Raw genomic sequence first — 13,778 nt, forward strand, 5'->3', positions numbered from 1 at the left:
CTGCCGGGTAATGTCGGCAGGGATGAGCGAGCTTCTATCCCAAGAGATCCACCTGACCTCGGCCGAGGCCACCGCCGCCCTGGCCCGCCGCCTGGGCGCGCATCTGGTGCCGGGCGACGTGATCCTGTTGTCGGGGGGCATCGGCGCGGGCAAGACCCATTTCGCCCGCGCCCTGATCCAGTCGATCCTGGCCGTGCCAGAGGATGTGCCCTCGCCCACCTTCACCCTGGTCCAGGAATACGACACCACGCGCGGCCCCCTGTGGCACGCCGACCTCTACCGCCTGTCCGACCCTCTGGAGGTGGTGGAACTGGGCCTCGACGAGGCCTTCGAGACCGCCATCTGCCTGGTGGAATGGCCCGATCGCCTGGCCGATCTGACCCCCGACGACACCCTGGCGATCGAGCTGACCGCGCTGCCCGGCGAGGGTGACGAGGCGCGGCGGATGCAGATCACCGCGCCCCCCCGCTGGCAGCCCCTTCTGACCGAGATCCTGAAAGAGACCCGCCCATGAGCCGCGACGCCGAGAAACGCGCCTTCCTGTCTGGCACCGACTGGGCGGAGGCCGAGCTGCGCCCGCTGGCCGGCGACGCCTCGCTGCGCAGCTATCAGCGGCTGCACCGCGCCGATGGCGCCACCGCCGTGCTGATGGACGCCCCCCCGGGCAGCGGCGAAGACATCCGCCCCTTCTGCACCCTGGCGCGGCACCTCGCGGGCCTGGGCCTGTCGGCGCCCGCGCTGCTGAAAGAGGACGCCACGGCGGGCCTGCTGCTGCTGGAGGATCTGGGCGACGCCCTTTACGCCCGGGTCATCGCCGAGGATCCCGCCCGCGCGCCCGAATTGTACGATTCCGCCGCCGAGGCGCTGCGCGTCCTACAGGCCGCCCCGCCGCCCGCCGGGCTGGAAACCTATGACGCGGGCGCGATGACCCAGAAAAGCGTGCTGGCCTATACCTGGTATCAGGCGGGCGCCACGGGGCAGGGGGCGCGCAACCTGCCCTTCTTCATCACCACCCTGCAACCGATGCTGGCCCGTCTGGGCGCCGAGGATCCGGTGGTGATCCTGCGCGACTACCACGCCGAGAACCTGCTGTGGCTGCCCAAGCGCGCGGGCGTCGCCCGCGTTGGCCTGCTGGATTTCCAGGATGCCACGCTGGGCCACCCGGCCTATGACCTGGTCTCGATGCTGCAAGACGCCCGGCGCGACGTCGATCCGGCGCTGGAAGAGGTGATGGTGCCCCGCTTTGCCGAGGCCACGGGGCGCGATCCGGCCGCCTTCCGCCTGGCCTATGACCTGCTGGGCGTGCAACGCAACCTGCGCATCCTGGGCGTCTTCGCCCGGCTGTCGATGCATTACGGCCGCCCGCGCTATGTCGATTTCATCCCCCGGGTCTGGGGCCTGCTGACCCGCTGCCTGGATCGCCCGGGGCTGGAGGCCCTGCGCGAGCGCATCCTGACGGACCTGCCCGAACCCACCCCCGAGATCCTGCAAACCCTGAAAGACAAATGCGCAACCGTCCCGCAGCCCTGATGCTATTCGCCGCTGGTCTGGGGACGCGGATGCGCCCGCTGACCGACGACCGGCCCAAGCCGCTGATCCCGGTGGCGGGCCGGGCGCTGGTGGATCATGCCCGCGCCCAGGCGGGCGATCTGCGGCTGAAGACCGTCGCCAATGCCCACTACCTGGCCGACCAGGTTCAGGCCCATTTCGCCGGGACCGACGTCACCGTCCTGTCCGAGGCGCCCCAGATCCTCGACACCGGCGGCGGGCTGCGCCAGGCCCTGCCGGTGCTGGGCGACGGCCCGGTCTTCACCCTGAACACCGACGCGGTGTGGAAAGGCCCCGCCGCCCTGCCGCTGCTGGCGCGGGCCTGGGATCCGGCGCGGATGGATGCCCTGCTGCTCTGCGTGCCCCGCGACCAGGCGCGCGGCCATCTGGGCCAGGGCGATTTCCTGGCCGACGACACCGGCCGCGCCACCCCCGGCCCGGGCGCCATCTATACCGGCGCGCAGATCGTTGACCCCCGGCTGATGGACGGCATCCCAGGCCCCGCCTTCTCGATGTGGGAGCTGTGGCGCCGCGCCCTGGCGCGCGAACGGCTTTACCTGCTGTCCTATCCGGGCCTGTGGTGCGACGTGGGCCGCCCCGATTGCCTCCCCCTGGCCGAAGCGATGCTGGCCGATGACTGACCCGCGCCTCTTCGACACCCCCGGGCCGCGCCTCTTCGGCCTGCCGCCGGGGGCAGATTTCCCCGCCCTGCTGCTGCGCGGGCTGGAGAACCGGCTGGGCGACGCCCCGCCCGAGGCCCGCGCCCGGGTGCAGATCGTGGTCAACACCCGCCGCATGGCGCGCCGCCTGCGCCGCCTCTACGACAGCGGCCCGGCCCGGCTGCTGCCCCGGATCGAGTTGCTGACCAGCCTGGATTGCCGCGCCGCCATCCCGCCCGCCGTCTCGTCCATCCGCCGACGTCTGGAGCTGATCCGGCTGATCTCGGCCCTGTTGGAGGCAGAGCCGGACCTGGCGCCGCGCGCCGCGCTTTACGATCTGGCCGACAGCCTGGCGCGGCTGCTGGACGAGATGCAGGGCGAACGCGTCACGCTGGAGGACATCGCCGCGCTGGACGTGTCGGACCTGTCGGGCCACTGGGCGCGGGCGCAACGCTTTCTGGAAATCGTCGGCCAGATCCCCCGCGCCGACGATCTGCCCGACCCCGAGGAACGCCAACGCCGGGTGGTCGAGACGCTGATCGCCGAATGGCAGGAAAACCCGCCGCAGCACCCGGTGATCCTGGCGGGCTCGACCGGGTCGCGCGGGGCGACGCACCTGCTGATGCAGGCGGTGGCGCGGCTGCCCCAGGGCGCCGTGGTGCTGCCCGGCTATGACTTCGACCTGCCGCACCGGATCTGGTCGGAACTGGACGACCCGCTGACCGGCGAGGATCACCCGCAATACCGCTTTCGCAAGCTGATGCTGGGCCTGGGGCTGGAGCCCGAGGAGGTGCCCCCCTGGGCGCAGGAGGGCGCGCCCCAGGCCGCCGCCGATCCGGGGCGCAACCGCCTGCTGTCCCTGGCCCTGCGCCCCGCCCCGGTGACCCACCAGTGGCTGGAGGAGGGGCCGGACCTGGGCCCGCTTCTTCCGCCCACCGAGGGGATCACCCTGGTCAAGGCGCCCGGCCCCCGGGCCGAGGCCATGGCCATTGCCCTGCGCCTGCGTATGGCCGCCGAAGAGGGGCGCACCGCCGCGCTGATCACCCCCGACCGGGGGCTGACCCGCCAGGTCTCGGCGGCGCTGACCCGCTGGGGGATCACGCCGGACGACAGCGGCGGCACGCCGCTTCAGACCACGGCCCCGGGGCGGCTGCTGCGGCAGGTGGCCGATCTGCTGCACACCCCGCCCACGGCGGTGGCCCTGCTGGCTTTGCTGAAACATCCGCTGACCCATAGTGGCGAGGGGCGCGGCGCCCATCTGGAACTGACCCGCGCGCTGGAACTGCACCTGCGCGACCAGGCCCGCCCCCATCCCACGCCCGACGACATCCAGGCCTTCGCCGCCCCCCGGGACGAGGCCCTGGCCGCGCCTTGGGCCGACTGGATCTGCGCCACCGCCTTTGCCGCCGCCCATCCCGAACCCAAGCCGCTGGAGGCCCGGGTGGCCGATCACATCGCCCTGGCCGAGGCCATCGCGCGGGGCACCGATGCGGCGGGCAGCGGCACCCTGTGGCTGCGCGACGCGGGCGAGAAGGCGCGCGGCGTGATGGACCGCCTGGCCGAGGACGCCCCCCATGGCGAGGCCCTTTCGGCCCGCGATTACGGCGATCTGGCGGGCGCCATCCTGTCCACCGAAGAGGTGCGCAACCCCGATGAGCCGCACCCCCATATCCTGATCTGGGGCACCCTGGAGGCCCGCGTGCAGGGCGCCGATCTGGTGATCCTGGGCGGGCTGAACGAGGGCAGCTGGCCCGAGGCGACGCAGCCCGATCCCTGGCTGAACCGGCAGATGCGCAAGGCGGCGGGCCTGCTGCTGCCGGAGCGGAAGATCGGCCTTTCGGCCCATGATTTCCAACAGGCCGTGGCCGCGCCCGAGGTCTGGCTGACCCGCGCCACCCGCAACCAGGACGCCGAAACCGTGCCCTCGCGCTGGCTGAACCGGCTGACCAACCTGCTGAACGGCCTGCCCGAGCAGCAGGGCCCCGCCGCCCTGGCCGCGATGGAGGCACGCGGCGCCCACTGGCTGGATCTGGTGCGCCAGGTCGAGACGCCGATCGCCGCGCCCAAGGCGCCGCGCCCCTCGCCCGCGCCGCCCCTGGCCGCGCGGCCCCGCACCTATTGGGTGACCGACATCCGCCACCTGATCCGCGACCCCTACGCGATCTATGCCAAGCGCATCCTTCGCCTGCGCCGCCTTGGGCCGCTGATGCGCGACCCCGACGCGATGATGCGCGGCATCGTCTCGCACAGCGCCATCGAGGCCTTCGTGCAGGGGGTCAACGGCGGAGAGATCCCGCTGACCCGCGCCGCCCTTCTGTCCACCGTGGCCGATGTGCTGACCGCCGATGTTCCCTGGGGCGAGGCCCGCGCCCTGTGGCTGGCCCGGCTGGATCGCAACGCCGAATGGTTCATCGCCGGCGAGGCCGCGCGCCAGGCCGAGGCTGCCCGGGTCTATACGGAGGCGGAGGGGAGGGCGAAGATCCCCGAGCTGGACATCACCCTTGCCGCCAAGGCCGACCGCGTCGATGTCGACGCCCAGGGGCGGGTGCATCTCTTCGACTACAAGACCGGCGAGCCGCCGACGCCCGCGCAGCAAAAGGCCTTCGACAAGCAGCTCTTGCTGGAATCCGCCATTGCCGAGCGCGAAGGCTTCGCCGATCTGGGCCCGCGCGACGTGGCCCGCGCCACCTACATTGGCCTGGGCACCAACCCCAAGGAGGTCGCCGCACCGCTGGACGAGGAAAGCCCCGCCCTGGTCTGGGAGAAGTTCACCGAACTGGCCCGCGCCTGGGCCGATCCCGCCAAGGGCTATACCGCGCGGCGCGCCATGCAGGAAATGCGCACGGGCAGCGATTACGACCAGCTGGCACGCTTTGGCGAATGGGAAGACACCGATGACCCCGACCGGCGCCCCCTGGTGATGAAGGAAGGCAGGCCATGAAACGCGATCCCGCCTCCGACCGGCAGATCCGCGCGGCGGAACCGGGCCGCTCCACCTGGTTGGCGGCCAATGCCGGCTCGGGCAAGACCCGGGTGCTGACCGACAGGGTGGCGCGGCTGTTGCTGGGCGGCGTGTCGCCGCAGAACATCCTGTGCCTGACCTATACCAAGGCCGCCGCGTCAGAGATGCAGAACCGCCTGTTCCAGCGCCTGGGCGAATGGGCCATGCTGGAGGATGCGGCGCTGCGCGCCGCCTTGCAGCGCCTGGGCGTCGAGGATGTGATCGACGGCGCCCGGCTGGCGCGGGCGCGCACCCTCTTTGCCTCGGCCATCGAGACGCCGGGCGGGCTGAAGATCCAGACGATCCACAGCTTCTGCGCCGCGCTGCTGCGTCGCTTCCCGCTGGAGGCCGGGGTGTCGCCGCAGTTCCAGGAGGTCGACGACCGCAACGCCCTGATCCTGCGCGACGCCGTGGTCGAAGAGATCGCCGAAAGCGACGCGGCCCAGGTGCTGCACCGCGCCGCCCTGCTGACCACGGATGAGACCTTTCGCGGCCTGACCGCCGAGATCGCCCAGCACCGCGACCTTTTCGATACGGCACCGGATGGCGACGCCCTGGACGAGGTGCTGGGCCTGCCGCCCGGGCTGACGCCCGAGGATCTGCTGGACCAGGCCTTTACCCGCGCCGACATGGAACGGCTGGGCCATCTGGTCGAGGCGCTGCGCGGCGGCACCACCAAGGGCGACGAGACAGCGTTGCACAAGCTGTCGGTGCTGACCGCGCCCTCGCTGTCGGCCCTGTCGGTGCTGGAGGATGTTTTCCTGACCGGCGCCACGGCCAAGGAACCCTTCTCGCCCTCCTCGCGCTTCCCCTCTGCGGGGGTGAAGAAATCCCACGCTCACCTGATGCCGGAAATCGAAGACTGGCAGGCCCGGGTGGCCGAGGCGCGCGAGCTGCGGGTGGCCCTGCTGGCCCGCGACAAGGCCCGGGCGCTTCAGGATTTCGCCCGGGAATTCCTGCCCCGCTACGCCCGCGCCAAAGAGGCGCGCGGCTGGCTGGATTTCGACGACCTGATCCTGCGCACCCGCGAGTTGCTGACGAATACCGTTGTCTCTCAATGGGTTCTGTGGCGCCTGGACGGCGGCATCGACCATATCCTGGTGGATGAGGCGCAGGACACCAGCCCGGTGCAATGGCAGGTGATCGCGGCCCTGGCGCGCGAGTTCACCTCTGGCGCGGGCGCCCGCGACGGGGTGGAACGGACCATCTTCGTGGTCGGCGACAAGAAGCAGTCGATCTATTCCTTCCAGGGCGCCGACCCCTCGGGGTTCGACCGGATGCGCGCCGATTTCGGCGCCCAGCTGGCCGAGACGGGCCAGCCCTTGCAGGTGCTGGAGCTGGAATATTCCTTCCGCTCCGCCGGGGCGATCCTGAGCCTTGTCGACCGCGTTTTCGACGGGCGCGAGGCCGCAGGCTTCACCCCCGATCAGCGGCACAAGGCCTTCAAAGAGGCCATGCCGGGGCGGGTGGATCTGTGGCCGCTGGTGGAAAAGCCCGAGGTCGAGGACAAGGAGGATTGGTGGGATCCGGTGGACAAGCCGGGACAGAACAATCACCACGTCCTGCTGGCCCGGCAGATCGCGGAAGAGATCCAGCGGATGTTGCACGACCGGGTGCCGGTGCCGGAAGAGGTGGGGCATACGGGGCAGTATGTCGCGCGGCCGATCCGGCCCGGCGATATCATGATCCTGGTGCGAAGCCGCTCGCGCGTCTTTCCGCATCTGATCGCCGCCTGCAAGGCGCTTGGCCTGCCGATGGCCGGCGCCGACCGGCTGAAGGTGGCCGCGGAACTGGCGGTGCGCGACATCACCGCGCTGCTGAACTTCCTTGCCCTGGAGCAGGACGATCTGAGCCTGGCGGCGGTGCTGAAATCGCCCCTTTTCGGCTGGGATGAACAGCGCCTTTTCGACCTGGCCCAGGGCCGGGGGCGGCGGACCCTGTGGCAGGTGCTGCGGCAGAACCCCGAAACCTACGCCGCCGAATTGTCCGTGCTGCACGACCTGCGCGACCAGGCGGATTTCCTGCGCCCCTTCGACCTGATCGAACGGCTGCTGACCCGCCACGAGGGGCGGCGCAAGTTGCTCGGTCGGCTGGGGGAAGAGGCCGAGGATGGCCTGGACGCCCTGCTGGGCCAGGCCCTGGTCTATGAACAGACCGAGATCCCCAGCCTGACCGGCTTTCTGGTCTGGATGGAGGCGGACGAATTGCAGATCAAGCGGCAGGCCGACAGCGCCGCCGACCAGATCCGGGTGATGACGGTGCATGGGGCCAAGGGTCTGGAAAGCCCGGTGGTGATCCTGCCCGACAGCCTGAACTCGCCCGAACAGGACCGTGCCCAGGTGCTGCCGACGCTGGACATGCCCCTGTGGAAGGTGAAGGCCACCGAGGAACCCAGCCCCATGCGCGCGGCCCGCGAAGCGCGGCGCGCCCGCGCCGAAGAGGAGCGCGACCGGCTGCTGTACGTCGCCATGACCCGGGCCGAGAAATGGCTGATCGTCTGTGGCGCTGGCAAGATCGCCCGCGATCGCAGCGACTGGTACGCCCGGATCGAGGACCAGATGGCCGAGATGGGCGCAGGCGAGCATAGCTTCCCCGGCGGCGAGGGGCTGCGGCTGGAAAACGGCGACTGGGCCGGGCTGCGCTTGGACGACACGCCGCCCACGCCCCCTGCGCGCCCCATGCTGCCCGACTGGGCGCGCCTGCCCGCGCCCCCCGCGCCGGGGCCGGAACAGACGCTCAGCCCCTCGGAGAACCTGGGTGGGGCCAAGGCCCTGCCGGGCGAGGACGGTCTGGACGAAGAGGCGGCCAAACGTCGCGGGCGGCAGGTGCACCTGCTGCTGGAACATCTGCCCGACCATCCGCCCGAGGGCTGGGCCGCCCAGGCCGAGGCCCTGCTGGGCAGCGGCCCCGACCGCGCCGAACCCGCCGAGGGCGCCCTGTTGCTGGACGAGGCCCGCCGCGTGCTGGACCGGCCCGCCACGGCACGGTTCTTCGGCCCCGACGCCCTGGCCGAGGTGCCCATTTCCGCCACCCTGGCCGAACTGGACGGGCGCCGCATCCATGGCATCATCGACCGGCTGATCGTCGGCGCCGAAGAGGTCTGGGCGCTGGACTTCAAGACCAATGTCACCATCCCCGCCCGCCCCGAGGACGCCCCCGAGGGCCTGTTGCGCCAGATGGGCGCCTATGCCGCCGCCCTGGCCCAGATCTACCCGGGCCGCCGCATCCGCACCGCCCTTCTGTGGACCCGCAGCGCCACGTTGCACGAACTGCCCCACGATCTCGTCATGGCGGCCCTGCGCCGCAGCGAGCCTTCTTGACCGGCCCTGCCCGGATACCTAGGTTCGCATCAACATTCCCTCGTAGGAGACAAAATCCATGGCTACCGTTCACGCCACCGACGACACGTTCGAAGCCGAAGTCCTGAAATCCGACACCCCCGTCCTGGTCGACATCTGGGCCGAATGGTGCGGCCCCTGCCGCCAGATCGCCCCGGCCCTGGAAGAGATCTCGGCCGAGATGGACGGCAAGCTGAAGGTCGTGAAGATCGACGCCGACGCCAACCCCAACTCGGTCATGTCCATGGGCGTGCGCGGCATTCCCGCGCTGTTCATCTTCAAGGACGGCGAGATCGTGTCGAACCGCACCGGCGCCGCGCCCAAGGCCGCGCTGCAAAGCTGGATCGACGAGACCATCTGATCGCGCCCGGGGTCCCCTCGGGCCCCTGCGATCTCAGTCTGGAAAAGGCGCCTCTTTCGGGGCGCCTTTTTCATTGCGGGGTCGGGTCGGGACCGGTGTCAGTGGCCGGGTCATCCAGCGGCACACCGCAGCGGCGCAGCCGGTCGGCGATCTGGCGTTCCGCATCGGGGCGGCCTGCATTTATGCTCTGCCTTTGCCAGAACCACCAGATATAGCGGTCAAACGCGGGGGCATGGTCCGCGATCCGGTCGAAGCCGTCGGCGCCCAGGCAGATGTGGTGAAAGTCGATCCGCGCAAAGGTGATCGCGGGCTTGCCGAAGAAGAAACCAAAGAAGGCGGCAGAGCTGTTCTCCGTCACCACGTAATCACAATGGGCCAGCAGGTCGGCCATGGGCCGCGTGGTCAATTGCAGCCGGGGAAAGCGCTGTGTCAGGCTGTCCAGCGCGGCGCGCTCGGCCTCGCTATAGCGTTCCTTGGGGTGCAGCGTGGCCAGCAGGGGGCGCTTCGGCTCTCCCTCCAGCACCCGTTCCAGCATCTCGATGGGGGCGCAGTCCTGGAAATTGCGATGCTCCAGCAAGCGGCCCTGAAGGGGGATATAGACGAAGCCGTCGCGCCGGGCGGCCTGGGGTGCCTGCCCGAACAGGCGGCGCTGCCAGCGGGCGTAGAAGCGGGCGGCGGTCTCGGGGTCGATCCGGTGCAGGGGAAAGCGCGCCTGCGCCACCGGCCAGCGCCAGCGCTGCGCCTGACGTTCGATGGCCCAGAAGGGGCCGTGATAGGCCTTGCGAAAGACCAGGGCGCGGTCGTGGGTGGGATGTTCCATGTGAAACATCGCCCAGCCGGGCAGGTCCGGCGCCGCCGCCTTGGCCGCGCGATCATTGGCCGAGGGCAGCACCCGGTAGCCATGCCGTTCCAGCACCCGGGTCACCTGGCCCAGAAAGGCATGATCGCCCGCCGCGACCTCGGCGCGCAGGCGTCTGGACAGGTAAAGGCGAAAGTCACGGGACGGATCCATGGGCGCAGGCTAGGCTGCGCCTGCGGGCCGGGCAAGGGCGGCCTGCGGGTTGCCCCGGGGCGCGGGCGCCCTCATATAGCCTGACAGACCAAAGGAGGCAGACATGGCAGAAAGCGAATTCCCCGGCTGGCACGGCACCACCATCATTGGCGTCCGCAAGGGCGGGCGCGTGGTGGTCGCGGGCGACGGGCAGGTCTCGCTGGGCCAGACCGTGATCAAGGGCACCGCCCGCAAGGTGCGCCGCCTGTCGCCCGGTGGCTATGACGTGGTGGCGGGCTTTGCCGGGTCCACCGCCGATGCCTTCACCCTGCTGGAACGGCTGGAGGCCAAGCTGGAGGCGACCCCCGGCCAGCTGGCCCGGGCCAGCGTCGACCTGGCCAAGGACTGGCGCACCGACAAGTACCTGCAAAAGCTGGAGGCGATGCTGATCGTCACCGACGGCAAGGACCTGTTCGTGATCACCGGCGCGGGTGACGTGCTGGAGCCTGAACATGACATCGCCGCCATCGGCTCGGGCGGCAACTTTGCCCTGGCGGCGGCGCGCGGCCTTTACGACCACGAGGGCGACGCCGAGCAGATCGCCCGCAAGGCCATGGCGATTGCCGCCGACATCTGCGTCTACACCAATGGCAACCTGACGGTGGAATGCATTGACGGCTGAGATCACCCGCGAGGATCTGCGCGCCGCCATCGCCGCCGGTCACCTGACCGAGGCGCAGGCGGCGACGCTGACGGCGCTGGCCCAGACCCGCGCCGGGCTGCGCCAGGCGGAGGATGAACCCTTCGAGCTGTTCCGCGGCTTTTCCGAGATCTTCGTCACCGTGGGCCTGGGCATCCTGATCACCGGCGGCTTCGGCCTGGCCCTGGCCCTGTCGGTGCCGGTGGTGATGGCCCTCGCGATCGTCGCCTTCTATTTCCTCGGGCGCTATTTCACCCTGCGGCGGCGGATGATGCTGCCCTCGATCCTGCTGGTGACGGCCTTTGCCACGGCGCTGGCGGCCATCGTCGGATCGCTGATGTCCTTGGATAGCCCGTTCTCGTCCATGTACGACCTGTTCGGCGACGCCCGCACCAGCCTGGCCCAGCATCTGATCGTCTGCGCGGTGACCGCCGCCGGGCTGATCGCCTGGTTCCGCGTCTTCCGCGTGCCCTTCACCATGTTCCTGCTGGGGCTGACCGGGGCCTTTGCGGTGCTCTCCATCGCGGGGGCCACCGGCGACATCGCGGGAGCCGAGAACCCCTTCGACCTGCTGGAAGGCTCGACCGTGGCCTGGGGCACGCTGGTTCTGGGCCTGGCGGCGCTGGCGGGCGGGATCTGGTTCGACACGCGCGACCCGCACCGGCTGGGCCGGATGTCGTCGTCGGGCTTCTGGCTGCACCTGGTGGCGGCGCCCGCGCTGGTCAACACCGTGGCCCAGACCTTCATCGCCATGGGCCCGGGGCTGGGCTATGTGCTGATGGCCCTGGCGCTGGTGCCGATCACCCTTCTGGCGGTGGTGCTGGACCGGCGCAGCTTCCTGACCGCCGGGATCGGCTATCTGATCTTCCTGCTGCTGTATGTCACCGACCGTTCGGGGCAGGGGCGCGGCTGGATCGTCGTCTTCCTTGGCACCGGGGTCTTCCTGACCCTTCTGGGCAGCTACTGGATAGAGGCCCGCACCCGCATCATGCGCGCCCTGCCGGACTTCCCCGGCAAGGATCGACTGCCGCCCTATGCCGCGTAAAGGGCCGCTTAGCCGGCCTTTTTCGCGTCCATATAGGCCCGAAGCACGGCGTTCATGCGCGTCTGATAGCCCTTGCCCTGAGACTTGAAGAAGCTCAGCACGTCGCTGTCGACACGCAGCGAGATGGCCTTTTTCGGCTCGGGTTCCGGCAGGTCGACGCCCGCGAAGATACCTGACAGGGCCGTTGCATCCTCCAGATCCCAGTCGTCATCGTCGATGTCGGGATCATGGGCAGGCGCGACCCCACGCCGGTCTTCCTCGTCCAGGCGGTTCCAGTCGGTCTTTCCCTTGGCCTTGCGCAGCTCATCCAGGGAAACGCGCGTGATATGCTGTTCTTTCATTTTCTCTTGCCCTCCGGGCTGAGATGAGGCGGACCGCATCGCCGCGCTTGGTAAAGGCCAGGGCGATCTCGCGCCCCTCCAGCAGACCTATGGCCAGCCAGCGGGTTTCGCCACGGCGGTCAGAGGCGGCGACCAGGCAATCGCCGTTCAGGATCCGTGCAGCGTCCAGCAGGTCAATTCCTTGTTTCTCCAGCACCTTCTGGCGCTTGGTGTCGTCGTACTCGAAGTCCATCTTTCCGCCCCGTAACAGTAGGTTTCAGCATTCAGCCTCCTTGCTCGGGGCAACACGCGCCGGGTCACCACACAAATTGAATATACGAACCGTATATACAAACCGCAACCCCTTCAAACCGCCCCCCTGAATGCGTATGTCTGCCCGAACACCAGAAGAGAGACACCATGACCGATCTGACCCCCCGCGAAATCGTCTCTGAACTCGACCGGTTCATCATCGGCCAGAAGGACGCCAAGCGCGCCGTGGCCGTGGCGCTGCGCAACCGTTGGCGGCGCAAGCAGCTGCCCGATGACCTGCGCGAAGAGGTCTATCCGAAGAACATCCTGATGATCGGCCCCACGGGCGTGGGCAAGACCGAGATCAGCCGCCGCCTGGCCAAGCTGGCCCGCGCGCCCTTCATCAAGGTCGAGGCGACCAAGTTCACCGAAGTGGGCTACGTGGGCCGCGACGTGGAGCAGATCGTGCGCGATCTGGTCGACGCGGCCATCGCCCAGACCCGCGACTACATGCGCGACGAGGTGAAGGCCAAGGCCCATCAGGCCGCCGAGGACCGGGTGATCGAGGCCATCGCCGGCAGCGACGCCCGCGAGGGCACCCGCGAGATGTTCCGCAAGAAGCTGCGCGACGGGCTGCTGGACGATACCGTCATCACGCTGGAGGTGGCGGACAATTCCAACCCCCTGGGCATGATGGACATTCCCGGCCAGCCGGGGGCGGGCCAGATGGGCATGATGAACCTGGGCGACATCTTCGGGAAGGCCTTTGGCGGCCGCAAGGTGACCAAGCGCCTGACCGTCGCCGAAAGCTATGAGTTGCTGATCGGCGAAGAGGCCGACAAGCTGCTGGACGATGAGACGGTGACCCGCAGCGCCCTGCAATCGGTCGAGGAGAACGGCATCGTCTTTCTGGACGAGATCGACAAGGTCTGCGCCCGCTCCGACGCGCGCGGCGGCGATGTGTCCCGCGAAGGCGTGCAGCGCGACCTGCTGCCGCTGATCGAGGGCACCACCGTCAGCACCAAGCATGGCCCGGTGAAGACCGACCATATCCTGTTCATCGCCTCGGGCGCCTTCCACATCGCCAAGCCCTCGGACCTGCTGCCCGAGCTACAGGGCCGCCTGCCCATCCGGGTGGAACTTCAGGCGCTGACCGAGGGCGATTTCACCCGCATCCTGACCGAGACCGACAACGCCCTGACCCGGCAATATGCCGAGATGCTGGGCACCGAAGAGGTAAAGGTAACCTTTACCGAAGACGGCATCGCCGCCATCGCCCGCATCGCGGCCGAGGTGAACCGCTCGGTCGAGAATATCGGCGCGCGGCGGCTTTACACGGTGATCGAACGGGTCTTCGAAGAGCTGAGCTTCCACGCCCCCGACAAGGCGGGCGAGGCGGTGACGGTGGATGCGGCCTTCGTCGAAGAGAACGTGGGCCAGCTGGCCGCCAGCGCCGATCTCAGCCGCTACGTGCTCTGACCCCCCTCGATAGCCGCGCCAAAGACGCCCCCGCAGCCCCCTGCGGGGGCGTTTGCCGGTCTGCGACCCCGCGATCTGTTGACC

12 protein-coding genes are annotated in these 13,778 nt (G+C 69.6%); 9 read left to right on the top strand and 3 right to left on the bottom strand.

What is annotated here, in order from left to right:
• The first annotated feature begins 22 nt into the window (after window positions 1-22).
• From tsaE to trxA, 6 genes are read left to right on the top strand one after another with little or no spacing between them, the layout of a single operon-like run.
• A complete protein-coding gene (gene tsaE, locus ACRARE_RS05650; RefSeq protein ID WP_432655433.1) occupies window positions 23-514 on the top strand; it encodes a tRNA (adenosine(37)-N6)-threonylcarbamoyltransferase complex ATPase subunit type 1 TsaE in 492 nt (163 codons plus the stop codon).
• Window positions 511-1,530 carry an aminoglycoside phosphotransferase family protein gene (locus ACRARE_RS05655; RefSeq protein WP_432655434.1) on the top strand — a complete coding sequence of 340 codons (1,020 nt, stop codon included), beginning with the start codon at window positions 511-513 and terminating at the stop codon, window positions 1,528-1,530. The genes tsaE and ACRARE_RS05655 overlap by 4 nt, the downstream gene beginning before the upstream one ends.
• Window positions 1,530-2,189, top strand: a complete 660-nt coding sequence (locus ACRARE_RS05660; protein ID WP_432655435.1) for a nucleotidyltransferase family protein — start codon at window positions 1,530-1,532, stop codon at window positions 2,187-2,189. Before ACRARE_RS05655 ends, ACRARE_RS05660 begins: the two co-directional genes overlap by 1 nt.
• A complete protein-coding gene (gene addB / locus ACRARE_RS05665) occupies window positions 2,182-5,148 on the top strand; it encodes a double-strand break repair protein AddB (RefSeq protein ID WP_432655436.1) in 2,967 nt (988 codons plus the stop codon). Before ACRARE_RS05660 ends, addB begins: the two co-directional genes overlap by 8 nt.
• Window positions 5,145-8,528 (top strand): double-strand break repair helicase AddA, encoded by a 3,384-nt coding sequence (gene addA / locus ACRARE_RS05670; protein ID WP_432655437.1) that lies wholly within the window; start codon window positions 5,145-5,147, stop codon window positions 8,526-8,528. Before addB ends, addA begins: the two co-directional genes overlap by 4 nt.
• 58 nt (window positions 8,529-8,586) lie before the next feature.
• Complete coding sequence (gene trxA, locus ACRARE_RS05675; RefSeq protein WP_432655438.1) at window positions 8,587-8,907, top strand: thioredoxin; 321 nt, start codon at window positions 8,587-8,589, stop codon at window positions 8,905-8,907.
• Window positions 8,908-8,977: 70 nt separating this feature from the next.
• Here trxA and ACRARE_RS05680 read toward each other — a convergent pair whose 3' ends face one another.
• Window positions 8,978-9,919, bottom strand: a complete 942-nt coding sequence (locus tag ACRARE_RS05680; RefSeq protein ID WP_432655439.1) for a hypothetical protein — start codon at window positions 9,917-9,919, stop codon at window positions 8,978-8,980.
• Window positions 9,920-10,022: 103 nt separating this feature from the next.
• Between ACRARE_RS05680 and hslV the strand changes: the two genes are divergently transcribed.
• Both hslV and ACRARE_RS05690 read left to right on the top strand, forming a co-directional pair.
• Entirely contained in the window at window positions 10,023-10,580 is a 558-nt protein-coding gene (gene hslV, locus ACRARE_RS05685; RefSeq protein WP_432655440.1) for an ATP-dependent protease subunit HslV, read from the top strand.
• Window positions 10,570-11,643: a hypothetical protein gene (locus ACRARE_RS05690; RefSeq protein ID WP_432655441.1), complete on the top strand. Its 1,074-nt coding sequence runs from the start codon at window positions 10,570-10,572 to the stop codon at window positions 11,641-11,643. The genes hslV and ACRARE_RS05690 overlap by 11 nt, the downstream gene beginning before the upstream one ends.
• Window positions 11,644-11,651: 8 nt before the next feature.
• Here ACRARE_RS05690 and ACRARE_RS05695 read toward each other — a convergent pair whose 3' ends face one another.
• Both ACRARE_RS05695 and ACRARE_RS05700 read right to left on the bottom strand, forming a co-directional pair.
• Window positions 11,652-11,984, bottom strand: coding sequence for a BrnA antitoxin family protein (locus tag ACRARE_RS05695; protein WP_432655442.1), 333 nt, complete (start codon window positions 11,982-11,984; stop codon window positions 11,652-11,654).
• Window positions 11,947-12,216, bottom strand: a complete 270-nt coding sequence (locus ACRARE_RS05700) for a BrnT family toxin (protein WP_432655443.1) — start codon at window positions 12,214-12,216, stop codon at window positions 11,947-11,949. Before ACRARE_RS05700 ends, ACRARE_RS05695 begins: the two co-directional genes overlap by 38 nt.
• 167 nt (window positions 12,217-12,383) lie before the next feature.
• On the opposite strand from ACRARE_RS05700, the gene hslU reads away from it, so the two are divergent.
• On the top strand, window positions 12,384-13,694 hold the full coding sequence (gene hslU, locus ACRARE_RS05705; RefSeq protein ID WP_432655444.1) for an ATP-dependent protease ATPase subunit HslU: 1,311 nt from the start codon (window positions 12,384-12,386) through the stop codon (window positions 13,692-13,694).
• Window positions 13,695-13,778: the final 84 nt, after the last annotated feature.

The organism is Pseudooceanicola aquaeponti (assembly GCF_050897975.1).
Lineage (GTDB): Bacteria > Pseudomonadota > Alphaproteobacteria > Rhodobacterales > Rhodobacteraceae > Pseudooceanicola.